This is a genomic window from Flavobacterium mesophilum (assembly GCF_039581405.1).
In the GTDB taxonomy this organism is placed as follows: domain Bacteria; phylum Bacteroidota; class Bacteroidia; order Flavobacteriales; family Flavobacteriaceae; genus Flavobacterium.
On record NZ_JBCPXZ010000004.1, the window covers coordinates 415,810 to 435,234 of the forward strand.

33 protein-coding genes are annotated in these 19,425 nt (G+C 34.8%); 1 reads left to right on the forward strand and 32 read right to left on the reverse strand.

Going from position 1 to position 19,425, the window contains the following annotated elements; all coding sequences use genetic code 11:
• Positions 1-84: 84 nt before the first annotated feature.
• From rplQ to rpsL, 32 genes are all read right to left on the reverse strand, one after another.
• Positions 85-576, reverse strand: a complete 492-nt coding sequence (gene rplQ / locus AAYQ19_RS15065) for a 50S ribosomal protein L17 (protein ID WP_026727865.1) — start codon at positions 574-576, stop codon at positions 85-87.
• Between the two features lie 62 nt (positions 577-638).
• A complete protein-coding gene (locus tag AAYQ19_RS15070) occupies positions 639-1,631 on the reverse strand; it encodes a DNA-directed RNA polymerase subunit alpha (protein WP_026109818.1) in 993 nt (330 codons plus the stop codon).
• A 21-nt stretch (positions 1,632-1,652) separates the two neighbouring features.
• Positions 1,653-2,258 (reverse strand): 30S ribosomal protein S4, encoded by a 606-nt coding sequence (gene rpsD, locus AAYQ19_RS15075; RefSeq protein ID WP_111364450.1) that lies wholly within the window; start codon positions 2,256-2,258, stop codon positions 1,653-1,655.
• A gap of 92 nt (positions 2,259-2,350) precedes the next feature.
• Positions 2,351-2,734: a 30S ribosomal protein S11 gene (rpsK, locus tag AAYQ19_RS15080; RefSeq protein WP_026727866.1), complete on the reverse strand. Its 384-nt coding sequence runs from the start codon at positions 2,732-2,734 to the stop codon at positions 2,351-2,353.
• An 8-nt stretch (positions 2,735-2,742) separates the two neighbouring features.
• A complete protein-coding gene (rpsM, locus tag AAYQ19_RS15085) occupies positions 2,743-3,117 on the reverse strand; it encodes a 30S ribosomal protein S13 (protein WP_026727867.1) in 375 nt (124 codons plus the stop codon).
• 2 nt (positions 3,118-3,119) lie between these two features.
• Positions 3,120-3,236: a type B 50S ribosomal protein L36 gene (gene ykgO / locus AAYQ19_RS15090; RefSeq protein ID WP_002987490.1), complete on the reverse strand. Its 117-nt coding sequence runs from the start codon at positions 3,234-3,236 to the stop codon at positions 3,120-3,122.
• A gap of 12 nt (positions 3,237-3,248) precedes the next feature.
• Positions 3,249-3,464 (reverse strand): translation initiation factor IF-1, encoded by a 216-nt coding sequence (gene infA / locus AAYQ19_RS15095; protein ID WP_026714631.1) that lies wholly within the window; start codon positions 3,462-3,464, stop codon positions 3,249-3,251.
• Between the two features lie 7 nt (positions 3,465-3,471).
• Entirely contained in the window at positions 3,472-4,818 is a 1,347-nt protein-coding gene (gene secY / locus AAYQ19_RS15100; RefSeq protein ID WP_029272054.1) for a preprotein translocase subunit SecY, read from the reverse strand.
• 12 nt (positions 4,819-4,830) lie between these two features.
• Positions 4,831-5,283 (reverse strand): 50S ribosomal protein L15, encoded by a 453-nt coding sequence (gene rplO / locus AAYQ19_RS15105; RefSeq protein WP_026727869.1) that lies wholly within the window; start codon positions 5,281-5,283, stop codon positions 4,831-4,833.
• Positions 5,284-5,294: 11 nt separating this feature from the next.
• Positions 5,295-5,477, reverse strand: a complete 183-nt coding sequence (rpmD, locus tag AAYQ19_RS15110) for a 50S ribosomal protein L30 (RefSeq protein WP_026727870.1) — start codon at positions 5,475-5,477, stop codon at positions 5,295-5,297.
• A 12-nt stretch (positions 5,478-5,489) separates the two neighbouring features.
• Positions 5,490-6,014 carry a 30S ribosomal protein S5 gene (rpsE, locus tag AAYQ19_RS15115; RefSeq protein WP_085949269.1) on the reverse strand — a complete coding sequence of 175 codons (525 nt, stop codon included), beginning with the start codon at positions 6,012-6,014 and terminating at the stop codon, positions 5,490-5,492.
• Between the two features lie 3 nt (positions 6,015-6,017).
• Positions 6,018-6,368, reverse strand: a complete 351-nt coding sequence (gene rplR, locus AAYQ19_RS15120) for a 50S ribosomal protein L18 (RefSeq protein ID WP_026727871.1) — start codon at positions 6,366-6,368, stop codon at positions 6,018-6,020.
• 11 nt (positions 6,369-6,379) lie between these two features.
• Positions 6,380-6,922, reverse strand: coding sequence for a 50S ribosomal protein L6 (rplF, locus tag AAYQ19_RS15125; protein WP_012022483.1), 543 nt, complete (start codon positions 6,920-6,922; stop codon positions 6,380-6,382).
• Positions 6,923-6,940: 18 nt separating this feature from the next.
• Complete coding sequence (gene rpsH / locus AAYQ19_RS15130) at positions 6,941-7,339, reverse strand: 30S ribosomal protein S8 (protein WP_008464306.1); 399 nt, start codon at positions 7,337-7,339, stop codon at positions 6,941-6,943.
• 105 nt (positions 7,340-7,444) lie between these two features.
• Entirely contained in the window at positions 7,445-7,714 is a 270-nt protein-coding gene (rpsN, locus tag AAYQ19_RS15135) for a 30S ribosomal protein S14 (protein ID WP_008464305.1), read from the reverse strand.
• Between the two features lie 3 nt (positions 7,715-7,717).
• Positions 7,718-8,269, reverse strand: coding sequence for a 50S ribosomal protein L5 (rplE, locus tag AAYQ19_RS15140; RefSeq protein ID WP_343537378.1), 552 nt, complete (start codon positions 8,267-8,269; stop codon positions 7,718-7,720).
• 2 nt (positions 8,270-8,271) lie between these two features.
• Complete coding sequence (rplX, locus tag AAYQ19_RS15145) at positions 8,272-8,586, reverse strand: 50S ribosomal protein L24 (protein ID WP_026727873.1); 315 nt, start codon at positions 8,584-8,586, stop codon at positions 8,272-8,274.
• Positions 8,587-8,597: 11 nt separating this feature from the next.
• On the reverse strand, positions 8,598-8,966 hold the full coding sequence (gene rplN, locus AAYQ19_RS15150) for a 50S ribosomal protein L14 (RefSeq protein ID WP_007803649.1): 369 nt from the start codon (positions 8,964-8,966) through the stop codon (positions 8,598-8,600).
• Positions 8,967-8,968: 2 nt separating this feature from the next.
• Complete coding sequence (gene rpsQ / locus AAYQ19_RS15155; protein WP_008464298.1) at positions 8,969-9,229, reverse strand: 30S ribosomal protein S17; 261 nt, start codon at positions 9,227-9,229, stop codon at positions 8,969-8,971.
• Between the two features lie 17 nt (positions 9,230-9,246).
• Complete coding sequence (rpmC, locus tag AAYQ19_RS15160; protein WP_026727874.1) at positions 9,247-9,438, reverse strand: 50S ribosomal protein L29; 192 nt, start codon at positions 9,436-9,438, stop codon at positions 9,247-9,249.
• A gap of 12 nt (positions 9,439-9,450) precedes the next feature.
• Complete coding sequence (gene rplP, locus AAYQ19_RS15165) at positions 9,451-9,876, reverse strand: 50S ribosomal protein L16 (RefSeq protein WP_008464295.1); 426 nt, start codon at positions 9,874-9,876, stop codon at positions 9,451-9,453.
• Positions 9,877-9,895: 19 nt separating this feature from the next.
• On the reverse strand, positions 9,896-10,654 hold the full coding sequence (rpsC, locus tag AAYQ19_RS15170; protein WP_008464292.1) for a 30S ribosomal protein S3: 759 nt from the start codon (positions 10,652-10,654) through the stop codon (positions 9,896-9,898).
• A 5-nt stretch (positions 10,655-10,659) separates the two neighbouring features.
• Positions 10,660-11,073, reverse strand: coding sequence for a 50S ribosomal protein L22 (gene rplV, locus AAYQ19_RS15175; RefSeq protein ID WP_007803631.1), 414 nt, complete (start codon positions 11,071-11,073; stop codon positions 10,660-10,662).
• Between the two features lie 8 nt (positions 11,074-11,081).
• A complete protein-coding gene (gene rpsS, locus AAYQ19_RS15180; RefSeq protein WP_012022488.1) occupies positions 11,082-11,360 on the reverse strand; it encodes a 30S ribosomal protein S19 in 279 nt (92 codons plus the stop codon).
• Between the two features lie 6 nt (positions 11,361-11,366).
• Entirely contained in the window at positions 11,367-12,191 is an 825-nt protein-coding gene (gene rplB / locus AAYQ19_RS15185) for a 50S ribosomal protein L2 (RefSeq protein WP_091496650.1), read from the reverse strand.
• Positions 12,192-12,200: 9 nt separating this feature from the next.
• A complete protein-coding gene (gene rplW / locus AAYQ19_RS15190; protein ID WP_091496652.1) occupies positions 12,201-12,491 on the reverse strand; it encodes a 50S ribosomal protein L23 in 291 nt (96 codons plus the stop codon).
• Positions 12,492-12,498: 7 nt separating this feature from the next.
• On the reverse strand, positions 12,499-13,128 hold the full coding sequence (gene rplD, locus AAYQ19_RS15195) for a 50S ribosomal protein L4 (protein WP_132989111.1): 630 nt from the start codon (positions 13,126-13,128) through the stop codon (positions 12,499-12,501).
• Positions 13,128-13,745 (reverse strand): 50S ribosomal protein L3, encoded by a 618-nt coding sequence (rplC, locus tag AAYQ19_RS15200; RefSeq protein ID WP_132989110.1) that lies wholly within the window; start codon positions 13,743-13,745, stop codon positions 13,128-13,130. Before rplC ends, rplD begins: the two co-directional genes overlap by 1 nt.
• A gap of 405 nt (positions 13,746-14,150) precedes the next feature.
• The gene (gene rpsJ / locus AAYQ19_RS15205) at positions 14,151-14,456 is read right to left on the reverse strand and encodes a 30S ribosomal protein S10 (RefSeq protein WP_007803605.1); all 306 of its coding nucleotides are present in this window, start codon (positions 14,454-14,456) and stop codon (positions 14,151-14,153) included.
• A gap of 10 nt (positions 14,457-14,466) precedes the next feature.
• Positions 14,467-16,623, reverse strand: coding sequence for an elongation factor G (gene fusA, locus AAYQ19_RS15210; protein ID WP_343537383.1), 2,157 nt, complete (start codon positions 16,621-16,623; stop codon positions 14,467-14,469).
• An 11-nt stretch (positions 16,624-16,634) separates the two neighbouring features.
• Entirely contained in the window at positions 16,635-17,111 is a 477-nt protein-coding gene (gene rpsG / locus AAYQ19_RS15215; protein ID WP_026727879.1) for a 30S ribosomal protein S7, read from the reverse strand.
• A gap of 24 nt (positions 17,112-17,135) precedes the next feature.
• Complete coding sequence (gene rpsL, locus AAYQ19_RS15220; RefSeq protein WP_007136570.1) at positions 17,136-17,519, reverse strand: 30S ribosomal protein S12; 384 nt, start codon at positions 17,517-17,519, stop codon at positions 17,136-17,138.
• Between the two features lie 167 nt (positions 17,520-17,686).
• Here rpsL and AAYQ19_RS15225 point away from each other — a divergent pair, with 167 nt between their 5' ends.
• A complete protein-coding gene (locus AAYQ19_RS15225) occupies positions 17,687-19,405 on the forward strand; it encodes a BamA/TamA family outer membrane protein (protein WP_343537384.1) in 1,719 nt (572 codons plus the stop codon).
• Positions 19,406-19,425 lie beyond the last annotated feature (20 nt).

Genomic DNA, 19,425 nt, shown 5'->3' on the forward strand with positions numbered 1-19,425 from the left:
TTTGCAGTTTCAAAAAAATCAAAAAAAAAGGATAAACTAAAAATTAGTTTATCCTTGATTTTTATAGAATGATTACTTTCATAATTATTCAGAAGCTTCTGTAGTCGTTTCTGATTCAGCAGCTGGAGCTTCAGGAGCAGTTCCTTCAGCTTTTTTAGCTTTACCACCACGACGGCTTTTAGCTTTTTTAACTTCTTTTTTACCTCCGTTGTAAAGTTCATTGAAGTCAACAAGTTCGATCATCGCCATATCAGCGTTATCTCCCAAACGATTTCCAACTTTAATGATACGAGTGTATCCACCTGGACGGTCTCCAACTTTAGCAGCCACATCTCTGAACAAGTCAGTTACAGCATATTTACTGCGCAAGTAAGCAAAAACAATACGACGGTTGTGAGTCGTATCTTCTTTTGATTTTGTAATTAAAGGCTCAACAAATTGTTTAAGCGCTTTAGCTTTAGCAACAGTAGTGTTAATACGTTTGTGCTCGATAAGAGAACAAGCCATATTAGCCAACATAGCTTTTCTATGTCCAGTCTGTCTGCTTAAGTGGTTGAATTTTTTTCCGTGTCTCATGACGTGTTTTTTTTATCTTCATCTTGCTACAATCCAGTATGGAGAGCAAAATATGAAGTAAATTATTCTTTATCTAATTTGTATTTAGCTAAATCCATTCCGAAAGTTAAATTCTTCACTGCAACAAGTTCATCAAGTTCAGTTAAAGATTTTTTACCGAAATTACGGAATTTCATTAGGTCATTTTTATTGAACGATACTAAATCACCAAGTGTATCAACTTCAGCCGCTTTCAAGCAATTTAATGCTCTTACAGATAAATCCATATCAACAAGCTTAGTTTTAAGCAATTGTCTCATATGCAATGACTCTTCATCATACGATTCTGTTTGTGCAATTTCGTCAGCCTCAAGTGTAATTCTTTCGTCAGAGAACAACATGAAATGGTGAATTAAAACTTTAGCAGCTTCAGTAAGAGCATCTTTTGGATTGATAGAACCATCAGTTTTAATTTCAAAAACTAATTTTTCGTAATCTGTTTTTTGCTCTACACGGAAATTTTCGATTGCATATTTTACATTTTTTACCGGAGTAAAAATAGAATCTGTAAAAATCGTTCCAATTGCAGCATTCTGTTTTTTGTTCTCTTCAGCAGGCACGTATCCTCTACCTTTTTCGATTGTTAAATCGAAATTCAATTTGATTTTAGAATCTAAATTACAGATAACAAGGTCTGGATTCAAAACTTGAAAACCTGAAATAAATTTTTGAAAATCACCTGCTGTTAACTGATCTTTACCAGAAACAGAAATTGTAACTGCTTCATTATCGATATCTTCAATTTGACGTTTGAAACGTACTTGTTTTAGATTAAGGATAATTTCGGTAACATCTTCAACAACACCTGAAATAGTAGAAAACTCATGATCTACACCTTCGATACGAACAGATGTAATTGCATAACCTTCTAACGCTGAAAGCAAAACTCTTCTAAGTGCATTACCAACTGTCAATCCATAACCAGGTTCTAAAGGTCTAAATTCAAATTTACCTTCAAAATCGGTTGAATCGATCATGATAACTTTATCGGGCTTTTGAAAATTAAATATTGCCATAAATTTCGACTAAGTCAATTATTATTTGTTGTACAACTCTACGATTAATTGTTCTTTAATGTTTTCTGGAATTTGTAATCTAGCAGGAACAGAAACAAAAGTTCCTTCTTTAAGATCATTGTTCCAAGTAATCCATTCATAAACATGACTTGAATTTGATAAAGAACGTTCGATAGCTTCTAAAGATTTAGATTTTTCACGAACTGCAACTTTATCACCAGGCTTAAGGTGGTAAGAAGGAATATTAACAACCTCTCCATTTACAGTAATGTGTCTGTGAGAAACGATTTGACGCGCACCTCTTCTAGATGGAGCAATTCCCATTCTAAAAACAACATTATCTAATCTTGCTTCGCATAATTGTAATAAAACTTCACCAGTAACTCCTTTAGTCGCTGATGCTTTTTCGAATAAATTTCTGAATTGTTTTTCTAAAATTCCGTAAGAATATTTAGCTTTTTGCTTTTCCATTAACTGAACAGCGTACTCAGATTTTTTTCCTCTTTTTTTAGCCATCCCGTGTTGTCCAGGTGGGTAATTTCTTTTTTCGAAAGATCTATCATCTCCGAAGATTGCCTCGCCAAATTTACGAGCGATTTTGGTTTTAGGACCAGTATATCTTGCCATTTTAAAAAAAATTTTAAGGTAGAAATTATGAATTCAGGTCTAATCCTTCGATAATCTATGTTCTACCTTGTTTATACTATAAAAATAAAAAATTAAACTCTACGTCTTTTTGGAGGACGACATCCGTTGTGCGGCATTGGAGTAACATCAATAATTTCAGTAACTTCAATTCCACCGTTATGAATAGAACGGATAGCAGACTCACGTCCGTTACCTGGTCCTTTTACATAAACTTTCACTTTTTTAAGTCCTGCCTCAAGTGCTACTTTAGCGCAATCTTCTGCTGCCATTTGAGCTGCATAAGGAGTGTTCTTTTTAGAACCTCTGAAACCCATTTTACCAGCTGAAGACCAAGAGATAACTTCACCTTTCTTATTAGTCAAAGAAATAATAATGTTATTAAAAGTGGCAGAAATATGAGCCTCACCCGTTGATTCAACGATAACTTTACGTTTTTTTGCAGTTGCTTTAGCCATATTACTTATTATTTAGTTGCTTTTTTCTTGTTAGCAACAGTTTTTCTTTTACCTTTTCTTGTTCTTGAGTTGTTTTTAGTTCTTTGCCCTCTTAAAGGAAGACCAGATCTATGACGAATACCTCTGTAACATCCAATATCCATTAAACGCTTAATGTTTAAAGAAATTTCAGAACGTAATTCTCCTTCAATTTTGTAAAATGAAACAGCATCACGAATTGCTCCGATCTCGTCATCATTCCAATCTTGAACTTTTTTATCCTGGCTTACTTGAGCTTTTTCTAAAATCTCAATAGCTCTACTTTTTCCTAATCCGAAGATGTAGGTAAGTGCAATAACACCTCTTTTGTTTTTTGGGATATCTACCCCTGCTATTCTTGCCATAATTATCCTTGTCTTTGTTTAAATCTAGGATTCTTTTTGTTTATTACGTACAGTCTCCCTTTTCTACGCACGATAATGCACTCGGCACTTCTCTTTTTTACTGATGCTCTAACTTTCATAGTAATTATCTTTTAATATCGATAAGTAATTCTTGCTTTTGACAAATCATAAGGGCTCATTTCCAATTTCACTTTATCACCAGGTAATAATTTGATGTAATGCATTCGCATTTTACCAGAAATATGAGCAATTACAACGTGTCCATTTTCTAACTCTACACGGAACATCGCATTTGATAACGCTTCGATGATTGATCCGTCTTGTTCTATTGCTGATTGTTTTGCCATAAATATATTAAGCTACCGCTTTTCTATTTTTACCAGTCTTCATTAAACCATCATAATGCTTGTTTAACAAGTATGAATTGATTTGTTGAATAGTATCTATTGCAACTCCAACCATAATTATTAATGAGGTACCTCCAAAAAACATTGCCCAAGATTGTTGTACATCCATAATACTTACAACAATAGCTGGGAACACAGCAATCAAAGCAAGGAATAAAGATCCTGGGAAAGTTATTAAAGACATCACTTTATCAAGGAAGTCTGAAGTTTCAGCTCCTGGACGAACACCAGGAATAAAACCACCACTTCTTTTCAAATCATCAGCCATTTTGTTCGTAGGAACAGTAATTGCAGTATAGAAAAATGTAAATACAATAATTAAAGTTGCAAATACAAAGTTATACCAAAAACCGAACATATTACTAAATGCTCCAACAATAGATTGTGATGTATCTGATTTTGATAATCCAGCTACAGCCGCAGGTATAAACATAATTGCCTGAGCAAAAATGATTGGCATTACTCCAGAAGCATTAAGCTTAAGAGGAATCCACTGTCTGTTACCACCTGCCAAATCCTGCTCGTAGTCACCAGTTGTTGTACGACGAGCGTATTGAACTGGAATTCTACGCACTGCCATTGTAAGCAATACACAAGAAATAATTACTAATAACCATACAATAATTTCAATGGCCATTAACATTAAGCCTCCAGTGTTGTTTGTAACTACAGACTTAAATTCTTGCATAAAAGCTTGTGGTAAACGAGCTAAGATACCAACCATAATCAATAATGAAATTCCATTTCCAATACCTTTATCAGTAATTTTTTCACCAAGCCACATAGCAAAAATTGTACCAGTAACTAAAATGATTACAGAAGAGAATAAAAACTCAGGTGAGTTAAAGCCTAGTAGAAAAGCACTACCAGGCAATGTTCTGTATAAATTGTAGATATAAGTTGGACCTTGAACCAATGTAATAGCAATAGTTAACCAACGTGTAATTTGATTAATCTTTTTTCTACCACTCTCTCCATCATTTTGAAGTTTTTGCAAATAAGGAATCGCAATTCCCATTAACTGTACAACAATAGATGCAGAAATATAAGGCATAATTCCTAAAGCAAAAACTGAAGCTTTAGAGAAAGCACCTCCGGTGAACATGTCTAGGATAGATCCTAAACCATTTTTAGTTTGTCCTGCTAACCCCATCAATTGAGTTGCGTCAATTCCAGGAAGCGTAACGTGTGCTCCAAAACGATATACTAAAAGTAATCCTAAAGTAATTAGAATTCTATTCTTTAGTTCTTCGATTTTCCAAACATTGCTAATTGATTCAATAAATTTCTTCATACAATAGAAAAATTATATTGTTACAGCCTCTCCACCAGCAGCTTCGATAGCAGCTTTTGCAGTAGCAGTAAATTTGTGAGCAGTTACTTTTAATTTTGCTTTCAATTCTCCTCTTCCTAAAATCTTAACGATTTCATTTTTAGAAGCTAGACGGTTTGCTACGAAATCTGTCATAGAAACAGAATCAGTAATCACACCTTTGTCTACTAATAATTGAAGCGTATCTAAATTAACACCTTCGTATTCTTTACGATTGATGTTTGTGAAACCAAACTTAGGTACACGTCTTTGAAGTGGCATTTGCCCTCCTTCAAAACCAATCTTTTTAGAGTAACCAGAACGAGATTTTGCTCCTTTGTGACCTCTTGCAGCAGTGCCACCTTTTCCAGAACCTTCTCCTCTACCTAATCTTTTATTTTGATTGTGCGTTGATCCTTCAGCAGGTTGTAAGTTACTTAAATTCATAACAGTATTTGTTATTTAGCTTCTTCAACAGAAACTAAGTGTTTAACTTTGTTTATCATACCAAGGATAGCAGGATTTGAATCATGCTCCACAACTTGTCCAATTTTACGTAGACCTAAAGCCTCTAAACCTCTCTTTTGAGAAAGAGGGCAGTTGATTTTGCTTCTTACTTGTTTTACTAATAATTTAGCCATAATTTCCTTGAATTAACCTTTAAAAACTTTTTCTAAAGAAACACCTCTTTGTTTTGCAACAGTGTGAGCGCTTCTCATTTGTAATAAAGCATCAAAAGTTGCTTTCACTACGTTGTGAGGATTTGATGATCCTTGAGATTTAGACAATACGTCGTGAATACCTACTGACTCAAGAACTGAACGAACAGCTCCACCAGCAATAACTCCTGTACCATGAGAAGCAGGAATTAAGAATACACGTGCACCACCAAATTTACCTTTTTGTTCGTGAGGAACTGATTGACCATTCAAAGGAATTCTAACTAAGTTTTTCTTAGCATCTTCTACTGCTTTCGCAATTGCTTCAGAAACGTCTTTAGATTTTCCTAATCCGTGACCAACTACTCCATTTTCATCACCTACAACTACAATAGCAGAAAAACCGAAAGCTCTACCTCCTTTTGTAACTTTAGTAACACGATTAACACTAACTAGACGATCTTTAAGTTCAAGACCACTAGGTTTTACCAATTCTACATTTTTGTATTTAGACATAATATATTAGAATTTAAGTCCAGCGGCTCTTGCGCCTTCTGCTAATGATTTAATACGACCGTGATATAAATATCCACCTCTATCGAAAGTGATAGTATCTATCCCAGCTTTTAACGCTTTCTCTGCAACTAATTTTCCAACAGCAGCAGCGATTTCAACGTTAGTACCTTTTCCTATTTCTTTTTCTCTTGAAGATGCAGCTAATATAGTAACTCCATTTACATCATCAATAATTTGAGCGTAAATTTCTTTATTACTTCTAAAAACAGAAAGTCTAGGTCTTGCAGCAGTACCACTAACCGATTTTCTAATTCTGAATTTAATTCTCTGTCTTCTTTCAGATTTTGTTAATGACATAATCTTATATTTTAAGCTGATTTACCTGCTTTTCTTCTTAATACTTCACCCACAAATTTAACACCTTTTCCTTTATATGGCTCTGGCTTACGGAAACCTCTGATTTTCGCAGCAACTTGACCTAAAAGTTGTTTATCAAATGATGTTAATTTTACGATAGGGTTCTTACCTTTTTCAGATATTGTTTCTAAAGATACTTCTGGAGCAATTTCCAAAACAATATTGTGAGAATATCCAAGAGCTAAATCTAATTTTTGACCTTGGTTTGAAGCTCTATATCCAACTCCAACTAATTCTAGTTCTTTTGTGAAACCTTCAGATACACCAACAACCATATTACTGATCAAAGATCTGAATAATCCGTGTTTTGCTCTATGGTCTTTATGATCAGACGATCTTTCTACTAAAACTTGATCGCCTTCAACAGTTACATTTACGTCCGAAAACTCTTGTACTAGTTGACCTTTTTTTCCTTTTACTGTAATAATACCGTCTTTAACTTCAACAGTTACACCAGCAGGGATTACAATTGGGCTTTTACCTATTCTTGACATCTTATCTAGTGTTTAAAATTAGTATACGTAACAAATTACTTCACCACCTACATTTAATTGCTTAGCTTGTTTTCCAGTCATCAAACCTTTTGATGTAGAAACAATAGCAATTCCTAATCCGTTAAGGATTCTTGGTAATTTGGCAGCACCTGCGTACTTACGTAAACCAGGTTTACTAATTCTTTGGATATCTTTGATTACAGGCTCTTTAGTATCTTTATCATACTTCAAAGCAATTTTGATAGAACCTTGAACTGTGTTCTGCTCAAATTTGTAACTTAAGATGTAACCTTGATCAAATAAGATCTTAGTTATCTCTTTTTTAAGATTAGATGCTGGAATTTCAACAACTTTGTGGTTTGCCGCCACAGCGTTACGAACTCTAGTCAAATAATCTGCAATAGGATCTGTATACATATGTATTTGATTGCGATTATGGTTTTCGGGAGATACTCATCTCCCGAACCTTTAATCAATTAAAAATTATTTTTTGGTTTGCAAAAGTAATAACTTATTGCCAGATTACCAAGATGCTTTTTTCACACCTGGAATTAATCCATTGTTAGCCATTTCACGGAAAGTTACACGAGAGATTCCGAATTGACGGATATAACCTCTTGGTCTTCCAGTTAATTTGCAACGATTGTGTAAACGAACAGGTGAAGCATTTTTTGGCAATCTTTGTAAACCTTCGTAGTCTCCAGCTTCTAATAAAGCTTTTCTCTTCTCAGCATACTTAGCTACCGTTTTTTCTCTTTTCACCTCGCGGGCTTTCATTGATTCTTTAGCCATGTCTTAATTCTTTTTAAAAGGTAATCCTAATTCAGCCAATAATGACTTTGCTTCCTTGTCTGTTTTTGCAGTAGTAACAAAAGTAATATCCATTCCTGAAATTTTGTTTACTTTGTCAATATCAATTTCTGGGAAAATGATTTGCTCTAAAACTCCAAGATTGTAGTTACCTCTTCCGTCGAATCCAGTAGATTTAATACCACTAAAATCTCTAACACGTGGCAAAGCAGAAGTGATAAGTCTATCTAAAAACTCATACATTCTTTCTCCACGTAAAGTAACTTTTGCTCCAATAGGCATTCCTTTTCTCAATTTGAAAGACGCAACGTCTTTCTTAGAGATTGTAGAAACTGCTTTTTGTCCAGTGATCTTTGTCAACTCATCAACTGCATAGTCAATAAGTTTTTTATCAGATACAGCTGCACCAACTCCACGGCTCAAAACGATTTTTTCAAGTTTAGGAACTTGCATTACGTTTGTATATCCGAACTCTTCTTTAAGAGCAGAGATTACTCTACTCTTATATTCTTCTTTTAGTCTAGGTGTATATGCCATTACTATAGTACTTGATTAGATTTTTTTGAAAATCTTACTTTCTTATCTCCTTCTACTCTAATACCTACTCTAGTTGTCTCCTTAGTTTTAGGATCAATTAAAGCAATGTTAGAAATTTGAATAGAAGCTTCTTTCTTAACGATACCACCTTGAGGGTTTTTAGCACTTGGTTTAGTATGTTTAGAAACCATGTTTACACCTTCAACGATCGCTTTGTTTTTTTCACGGTAAACACGTAAAACTTTACCTTCAGCACCTTTATGGTCTCCAGCAATAACTCTTACGATATCTCCTGATTTTATTTTTAGCTTTATCATCTTAAAACGAATTAAAGCACTTCTGGTGCTAATGATACAATTTTCATGAATTGTTTTTCACGAAGTTCTCTTGCTACCGGACCAAAAACACGAGTTCCTCTCATTTCCCCTGCAGCGTTCAAAAGAACACATGCATTGTCATCGAAACGGATATAAGAACCATCAGCTCTTCTCACTTCTTTTTTAGTACGTACAACAACTGCAGTTGAAACAGCTCCTTTTTTCACGTTTCCGTTTGGAGTTGCATCTTTGATAGAAACTACAATTTTGTCACCAACAGAGGCATATCTTCTTTTAGTACCTCCTAAAACACGAATAGTTAAAACTTCTTTAGCTCCCGTGTTATCTGCTACTTTTAGTCTTGATTCTTGTTGTACCATAATTATTTAGCTCTTTCTAAGATTTCAACTAATCTCCAACATTTTGTTTTACTTAAAGGACGCGTTTCGCTAATTCTTACAGTATCTCCAATGTTACAGTCGTTTTTTTCGTCGTGTGCAACATATTTCTTAGTTTTCAACACGAACTTACCGTATAATGGGTGTTTTACTTTTCTTACTTCTGAAATAACGATAGATTTATCCATCTTATTTGAAGTAACAACACCTATTCTTTCTTTTCTTAAATTTCTTTTTTCTTCCATCTTTCAGCAGAATACAATTATTGTAACTCTCTTTTAGTTAACTCAGTAGCTAATCTAGCAACTGTTCTTCTTACACTTCTAATTTGAAGTGGGTTTGCAATTGGAGAAATAGCGTGAGCCATTTTTAGGTCAGCATATAGTTTCTTAGTTTGACTAAGTTTTTCTTGCAACTCCGCTGCAGAAAGATCTTTTATTTCTGATTGTTTCATAATAAATATAAATTATGCTTCGAAATCTCTAGCAACGACGAACTTAGTTTTTACTGGAAGTTTTTGAGCTGCAAGACGTAAAGCCTCTTTTGCAACTGACAATGGAACCCCTCCAACTTCAAACATAATTCTTCCTGGTTTAACAACAGCAGCCCAATACTCAACTGCTCCTTTACCTTTACCCATACGTACTTCAAGAGGCTTCTTAGTGATAGGTTTGTCTGGGAAAATTTTGATCCATAATTGTCCCTCTCTCTTCATATAACGAGTTGCAGCGATACGCGCAGCTTCAATTTGACGAGAAGTTAAGAACATTCCATCTTCATGCACAGATTTAATTCCAAACATTCCATTTGAAAGTTCATGCCCTCTTTGAGAGTTACCTTTCATTCTACCTTTTTGTACCTTACGGTATTTTGTTCTTTTAGGCTGTAACATTTTTCTTTAGTTTAAAAATTTACTTTCTTTTACGAGCATCTGGTTTACCGCCTTTGTTAAAGTTAGATTTGCCTCTAGGAGCATCTCCACCTTTACCACCACCTGTACCAGATTGTTTTTTGTCCATTCCAGCAAGTGGAGAAAGTTCTCTCTTACCGTAAACTTCACCTTTCATGATCCATACTTTGATACCCATTCTACCGTAAGTAGTGTGAGCTTCAGCCAAAGCATAATCAATGTCAGCTCTGAAAGTTGATAGAGGAATTCTACCTTCTTTGAAACCTTCTGAACGCGCCATCTCAGCACCATTCAAACGACCAGAAATCAAAACTTTGATACCTTCAGCGTTCATACGCATAGAAGCAGCAATAGCCATTTTGATTGCACGTCTGTAAGAAATACGGCTTTCGATTTGACGAGCGATGCTTGTAGCCACAAGATAAGCATCTAGCTCAGGTCTTTTAATTTCAAAGATGTTAATTTGAACCTCTTTGTCAGTAACTTTCTTAAGTTCTTCTTTTAACTTGTCTACCTCTTGTCCACCTTTTCCGATAATGATACCAGGTCTAGCAGTAGTGATAGTAACGGTTACAAGTTTCAAAGTTCTCTCGATGATTACTTTAGATACACTAGCTTTTGATAAACGAGCGTGGATATACTTTCTGATTTTGTGATCTTCAGCTAATTTATCGCCATAATCATTTCCACCATACCAGTTTGAGTCCCATCCTCTGATGATACCAAGTCTATTTCCAATTGGATTTGTCTTTTGTCCCATGCTGCTTAAGAATTGCTTTGTGTGTTATTGATAGCTCCAAGCACGATTGTTACGTGATTAGAACGTTTTCTTATTCTGTGTGCACGACCTTGTGGAGCTGGACGAAGTCTTTTTAACATCATTCCACCATCTACTCTGATCTCTTTAACAAATAATCCAGCCTCTTCTAAATTACCTTCACTATTTTTTTGCTCCCAGTTATTGATTGCAGATAATAATAGTTTTTCTAATTTTCTTGAAGCTTCTTTAGAACTGAATCTTAAAATGTTAAGTGCTCTTTCTACCTTCTGACCTCTTACCAAGTCCGCTACTAAGCGCATTTTTCTAGGTGAAGTAGGGCAGTTATTCAATTTTGCGAAAGCGATAGACTTATTAGCCTCTTTTCTCGCATCTGCTGTTTCTCTTTTACGAACTCCCATTGCTTCTTTTATTTTTTACCTTTATTTTTTGCTCCAGCATGACCTCTAAAAGATCTAGTTGGTGAAAACTCTCCTAATTTGTGACCTACCATGTTTTCTGTTACGTAAACTGGTACAAATTGACGACCGTTATGAACTGCGATAGTCTGTCCAACGAAATCTGGAGTAATCATAGAAGCTCTTGACCAAGTCTTAACTACACTATTTTTACCACTTTCTACGTTTTCTTGAACTTTCTTGTCTAATTTATAATGAACGAAAGGTCCTTTTTTTAATGAACGTGCCATATCTTATTATTTCTTTCTACGTTCTACGATATACTTGTTACTCGGGTTTTTCTTAGAACGAGTTCTGTAACCTTTAGCTGGCAATCCTTTTCTTGAACGTGGGTGCCCTCCAGAAGAACGTCCTTCACCACCTCCCATAGGGTGATCAACTGGGTTCATCGCTACTGGTCTAGTTCTAGGTCTTCTTCCTAACCATCTTGTTCTACCTGCTTTTCCAGATACAACTAATTGGTGGTCAGAGTTAGAAACAGCTCCAATTGTAGCCGAACATGTCAACAAGATTAATCTTGTCTCACCAGATGGCATTTTAATTGTTGCATATTTCCCGTCTCTTGCCATTAACTGAGCAAAAGTTCCAGCTGAACGAGCAATTACAGCTCCTTGTCCTGGACGTAACTCAATACAAGATATAACAGTTCCAAGAGGAATTCTGCTTAAAGGTAATGTATTACCGATTTCTGGTTGAGACTCTGGTCCAGAAACTAATTTCTGCCCAACTTTCAATCCGTTTTGTGCGATAATATAAGTTTTCTCTCCATCAGCATAAGCTAATAAAGCGATAAACGCAGTACGATTTGGATCGTATTCGATTGATTTCACTGTAGCTGGAATTCCATCTTTAGTTCTTTTGAAATCAATAATACGATATCTCTGCTTGTGACCACCACCCGTATAACGCATGGTCATCTTTCCTTGACTATTTCTACCTCCAGAGTTTTTTATCGGCGCTATCAAAGAGCGTTCCGGCTTATCAGTTGTAATGGCGTCATAACCATTCACAACTCTAAATCGCTGACCTGGGGTAATAGGTTTTAATTTTCTTACTGACATTTTTCTATCTTAGATATTGTTGTAAAAATCAATTGTTTCTCCTTCTTGTACTTGAACAATTGCTTTTTTGTATGCATTTGTCTTTCCACTGATTAAACCACTTTTAGTGTATTTAGTAGATCTATCTGGTCTCACATTCATTGTGTTAACAGAAACGATAGTTACTCCATAAGCAGCCTCAACAGCTTTCTTAATCTCAACTTTGTTTGCTTTTTTGTCAACAACGAATCCGAAGCGGTTTAGAACTTCACTTTCTTTGGTTACTTTTTCTGTTACTATAGGTCTAATAATGATGCTCATATTCCTATTATTTACTTAAATTTTCTTCAATTAACTCTAAAGAACCTTCCAAAAGCACTAAATTGTTAGCGTTTAATATTGCGTAAGTGCTTAATTCTGAGCTAGTTACGACATTTGAAGCCTTTAAATTACGTGACGACAAATATACATTTTTATTTGACTCGCCCAATACAAATAAAGATTTTTTATTCTCTAACCCTAAAGCTTTCAAAACGTTAATGAAATTTTTAGTGTTTGGCACTTCAAAATTAAAGTCTTCAAGAACTACAATATTTGACTCTTTTGCTTTAATTGAGAAAGCTGATTTTCTAGCCAATCTTTTCAAGTTTTTATTCAATTTGAATGAATAACTTCTTGGTCTAGGTCCGAAAACTGTTCCTCCACCTTTAAACAAAGGATTCTTAACACTTCCTGCACGAGCAGTACCAGTTCCTTTTTGTTTTTTAATCTTACGCGTACTTCCAGTTACTTCAGCTCTTTCTTTAGCTTTGTGAGTACCTTGTCTTTGATTAGCAAGATATTGCTTAACATCAAGATATACAGCGTGATTGTTTGGTTCAATTGCGAATACTGAATCAGAAAGTTGAACTTTTCTACCAGTATCTTTTCCGTTGAAATCTAATACTTTTACTTCCATTACTTCTGAATGATTACGTAAGAGTTTTTGTGTCCTGGAATACATCCTTTAACAACAAGTAGGTTCTTTTCAGCAACTACTTTTAAAACTCTAAGGTTTTGAACTTTTACATTTTCTCCTCCCATTCTTCCAGCCATACGCATTCCTTTGAATACTCTAGATGGATAAGAAGAAGCTCCTACAGAACCTGGCGCTCTTAAACGGTTGTGTTGACCATGAGTAGCTTGTCCAACCCCACCAAAACCGTGACGTTTAACAACACCTTGGAAACCTTTACCTTTAGACACACCTTGTACGTCTACAAATTCTCCTTCTACAAAAATTGTAACATCAATAAGATCTCCTAATTTTTGTTCAGTTGCAAAATCTTGGAATTCAACGACTTTTTTCTTAGCAACAGTTCCAGCTTTTTTAAAGTGCCCTAAAGCAGCTTTAGTAGAATGTTTCTCGTTTTTGTCATCGAAACCAAGTTGCAACGCTTCATACCCGTCAACCTCGTTGGTTCTGACTTGGGTAACAACGCATGGACCAGCTTCGATTACTGTACAAGGAATGTTTTTCCCGTTTTCGTCGAAAATACTAGTCATGCCGATTTTCTTACCAATTAACCCAGACATAAATATTAATTATTAATTACTAAAATTCCCTTCAATTTGAAAATAACAGAAATTTCCAAACAGGGAGTGCAAAAGTAGTTATTAAAATTGAATATACCAAACAGTTACAAAAATTAAATCGCTCATAATCAAAATCCAAGCTCAAAACAACCATCAAAAACAGCTGTTTTTATTCAAAATTTTAATCTGTTTTTTTCGCTTTACAATCAAGTAACACTTAACAATTAATTAATGAAATCGCAACAAAAAAACTCTGCATCACTTTAAAACAAAGGCATTTAAAGAAAATCGGGAAAAAATTTCAAACTTAAAAATCCGCAAAAACACGCATCGAAAGGCATTTTCAAAAACAAAAAAAAGCGAGACATTTCTGACTCGCTTTTTATATGAAAAAATATAAAAAAATTATACTTTTATCTCTACTTCAACACCACTTGGCAATTCAAGCTTCATTAAAGCATCAATAGTTTTAGATGAAGATGAATAAATATCAATCAATCTCTTGTATGACATTACTTCAAATTGCTCTCTCGCTTTTTTGTTAACGTGCGGAGAACGCAATACAGTGAAAAGTTTTTTGTGAGTTGGCAACGGAATTGGACCTGTTACAACCGCTCCAGTAGTTTTTACTGTTTTTACGATCTTTTCAGCAGATTTATCTACCAACATGTGATCGTAAGATTTTAGTTTTATTCTGATTTTTTGACTCATTTTCTTAAAATTAAGCGTTACCTTTTGCTTTTTTGATTACCTCTTCTGAAATATTAGAAGGTGTTTCTGCATAGTGAGAGAACTCCATTGTTGAAGTAGCTCTACCAGAAGATAATGTTCTTAATGTAGTTACATAACCAAACATTTCTGATAAAGGCACATCAGCTTTGATAGTTTTAGCACCATTTCTATCACCCATGTCATTAACTTGACCTCTACGACGGTTCAAGTCACCTACGATATCACCCATATTTTCTTCAGGAGTAATAACTTCGATTTTCATGATTGGCTCAAGAATAACAGCTCCAGCAGCACGTCCAGACTCTTTATAACCCATTCTAGCAGCTAATTCAAAAGAAAGAGCATCAGAATCCACAGGGTGGAAAGACCCGTCTAATAAAGTTACTTTTAAACTATCAACAGCATATCCAGCTAATGGACCTGTTTTCATAGCTTCACGGAAACCTTTTTCAACAGCAGGGATATATTCTTTAGGAACGTTACCACCTTTTACCTCATTAACAAACTGTAATCCTACAGGAACTTTACCATCAACTTCATCAGCAGGCTCGATTCTAAATACGATATCACCGAATTTACCACGACCTCCAGATTGTTTCTTGTAAGTTTCTCTATGTTGAGCAGATTTAGTAAACGCCTCTTTGTACTCTACTTGTGGCTCACCTTGGTTAACCTCTACTTTAAACTCACGTTTCATACGATCAACTAAGATATCTAAGTGAAGCTCACCCATACCAGAAATAATAGTTTGACCTGAAGCCTCGTCAGTTCTTACAGTAAATGTTGGATCCTCTTCAGCTAATTTAGCCAAAGCCATACCCATTTTATCAACGTCAGCTTTAGTTTTAGGCTCAATAGCGATACCAATTACCGGCTCTGGGAATTTCATAGATTCCAAGATAATTGGATGTTTCTCATCAGATAAAGTATCTCCAGTTTTGATATCTTTAAATCCTACAGCAGCTCCAATATCTCCAGCTTCAATAAATTCGATTGGATTTTGTTTGTTAGCGTGCATTTGGTAAATACGAGAGATTCTCTCTTTGTTACCAGAACGAGTATTTAAAACATAAGAACCAGCATCTAAACGCCCAGAGTAAGCACGGAAGAAAGCTAAACGACCTACGAATGGGTCAGTAGCAATTTTAAATGCCAAAGCAGCGAACGGCTCTTTTACGTCTGGTTTACGTAAGATTTTAGTTTGATCTTCTTCTAATAATTCAGCATCATCAGGGTGAATTCCTTCAATACCTTCTTTATCTAATGGAGATGGTAAATATTTACAAACTGCATCCAACATAAATTGAACACCTTTGTTTTTGAAAGAAGAACCAGCAAGCATAGGAATGATTGCCATATCAATAGTAGCAGCTCTTAAAGCGTTGTTGATTTCTTCTTCAGTAATAGAATTCTCATCTTCCATGTACTTATCTAAAAGATTTTCGTCATAAGTCGCAATCTCTTCGATAAGAATAGAACGGTAATGCTTAACATCATCAACCATATCAGCTGGGATATCAACAACATCAAAAGTAGCCCCTTGAGTTTCATCATGCCATACAATAGCTTGATTTTTAACTAAGTCAACAATACCTTTAAAATCTGCCTCATCACCAATAGGCAAAGTAATTGCAACCGCATTCGATTTCAACATATCTTTAACCTGTCCGCATACAGCTAAAAAGTTAGCACCTTGACGGTCCATTTTATTTACGAATCCCATACGAGGAACTCTATATTGATCAGCAAGCCTCCAGTTAGTTTCTGATTGAGGCTCAACACCATCAACAGCACTAAATAAGAAAACCAAACCATCAAGTACACGTAAAGAACGGTTTACCTCTACAGTAAAGTCAACGTGTCCAGGAGTATCAATAATATTAAAGTGGTATGGTAATGATTCTGGAATAACTTTACCTTGTACAGTTGGAAAGTTCCAAGTACAAGTTGTAGCAGCAGAAGTAATTGTAATACCTCTTTCTTGCTCTTGAGCCATCCAGTCCATTGTTGCAGCACCATCGTGCACCTCACCAATTTTGTGTGACTTTCCAGTATAAAAAAGAATACGCTCAGTTGTTGTTGTTTTACCAGCATCAATGTGAGCAGCGATTCCGATATTTCTTGTATATTTTAAATCTCTAGCCATTTCTTTACGAATTAAAATCTAAAGTGAGAGAATGCTTTGTTAGCTTCTGCCATTTTGTGAGTATCCATTCTTTTCTTAACCGCAGCACCTTCTTCTTTAGCCGCAGCTAAACACTCAGAAGCTAAACGTTGTGCCATAGATTTTTCATTTCTTCTTCTAGAATAAAGTATTAACCACTTCATTGCCATAGAAATTTTTCTGTCTGGACGAATTTGCATTGGGATTTGGAATGTAGCTCCACCAACTCTACGGCTACGTACTTCTACGTGAGGCATAACGTTTGTTAAAGCATCTTTCCAGATCTCTAATGAAGTTTTCTCATCATTTTGCTTTTTAGTTTCAATGATATCAATAGCATCATAAAATACTTTAAAAGCTGTAGATTTCTTACCATCCCACATTAAGTTGTTCACAAAACGTGTTACTAATTGGTCGTTAAACCTTGGATCCGGTAAAAGTGGTCTTTTCTTTGCCGCTCTTTTTCTCATGTCTTTTTCTTAAAAGTTTTTAAATTACTTTTTTGCTTCTTTTGGGCGTTTAGCACCGTACTTAGATCTTCTTTGCGTTCTTCCTGCAACACCTGACGTATCAAGCGCTCCACGAACGATATGATATCTAACACCTGGTAAATCTTTTACCCTTCCACCTCGCACTAATACTATCGAGTGCTCTTGTAGATTGTGTCCTTCTCCTGGGATGTAAGCATTCACCTCATTACCATTTGTCAAACGTACACGCGCAACTTTACGCATTGCAGAGTTTGGTTTTTTTGGTGTAGTAGTGTAAACACGCGTACAAACCCCTCTTCTTTGAGGACAAGAATCTAAAGCAACCGATTTACTCTTCTTAGTGATCTGAGTTCTTCCTGTTCTTACTAATTGTTGAATTGTTGGCATAATTAATACTAAAAATTATTATGTTTATTAAATTCCCGCTTTTTACGGGGTTGCAAATGTATAAAATATTTTTCACTATACAAACGTTAAATCATTAATTTTCAAGAACATTATTTAAGCTTATGATTTTACAAACAAAGAATAGATATTTGCAATACTTTTAACAAATGAAAAAACAGCTTTTGAGACATCTTTTACAAATACTCCTTCTTTGCTTCATCAGCCTCTCCTCCTATGCCCAAAATTTTCATTTAACAATTAAAGGAACAACCAAAGCTGAAAATCAAACAATTGACTCCTTGACCTACAAACCCAATCACATTAATGTAAAATCAATATTTGACGAAATAAACCTCACTTCTGAAAAATTATCAAAAATTGGATATTTAGAAAACAATATTCAAAGTACAACGCAAATAAATGACAGTACTTATAGCGCGGAAATTCAATTAAAAGAACAAACAAAATCTATACATATATATATAGGTAGAAATAATTCCTTCTTTTACTCTGAAAAAACAAAAAGCGACACCATAATTCTTCCATACAACGAAGTCGAGAATTATTTGAACCAAAAAATAATTGACGCCGAAAAACAAGGTTTTGCACTAAGCAAGATCAAACTTGAAAACATCAAAAAAAGAAATTCAACAATCTATGCCGACTTGAATTTTAAATCAGAAAAAAAACGCACTATAAACTCAATAATTCTGAATTACGCCGAAACGAAAGGAAAAGACTTTTTCCCGAAAGGGCATTTAAAGCAACTCAACAAAAAATACCTAAACAAAACATTTAACCAAGAAACCACACAACAACTTTACGAAGACATCAATAGCTATGAATTTGTTTCTCAAACAAAATATCCAGAAATACTATTCACCACTGACTCAACCAAGATCTATACCTATATAGAAAAGAGAAAAGCCAATACTTTTGACGGATACATCGGATTTGCAAATGACAAGGATGAGAAAATGAATATCAATGGATATATCGACATTTCCCTCTTTAACACTCTTCATGCCGGAGAACAATTCTCTTTGTATTGGAAAAGTGATGGCAATCAACAAAAAACCTTTAATACAAAAGTTGAAATCCCTTATATATTCCAATCCTCCTTAGGAATAAAGGCTCAATTAAACATTTTCAAGCAGGATAGCACATTTCAAAATACAAAAACTGCAATTGACCTTGGCTATTACATAAATTATAACTCTAGAATTTATGCCGGATACCAATCAACCGAATCCAGCGATATTCAAAACACAAACAATTCATTAATCAGCGACTTTAAGAATGCCTATTTCACATCAAGTTTCGATTATAAAAAAATCGACTACAAAAATAATCTTGTTCCAAGAAAAGCCTTAGTCAACTGGATTGTGGGCTACGGAAAAAGAAACACAAATAACGATCCTGAAACAGCCGGATCAAGTGCACAGTTTTACACAAATTTGAATGCATCTTACAATTTTGAGATAAACGACAAAAATTTCATTAACATAAATTCACAAAATTTTTATCTCTCCAGCAAAAACTATATTTCCAATGAATTATACCGTTTTGGAGGCATGAATTCGATACGGGGTTTTTTAGAAAATAGCCTACAATGCAACTTCAATTTTTTAATCCTGACGGAATATCGATATAAATTTTCAAAAAATATTTATGTCCACACTATCGCTGATTACGGCATATACCAAGACCTAACATCCACGATTGACCCTAGTAAAACTAAAAAATTAATCGGCCTAGGAATTGGCTCGGTATTACAAACACCAAACGGATTACTAAAGATAAACCTTACAAACGGGAGTCAAAACATCCAAGAGTTACAATTATATAACACTATCGTAAACATATGTTATAATGTTAAATTTTAGCAAGAACAGAAAAAAGTTTA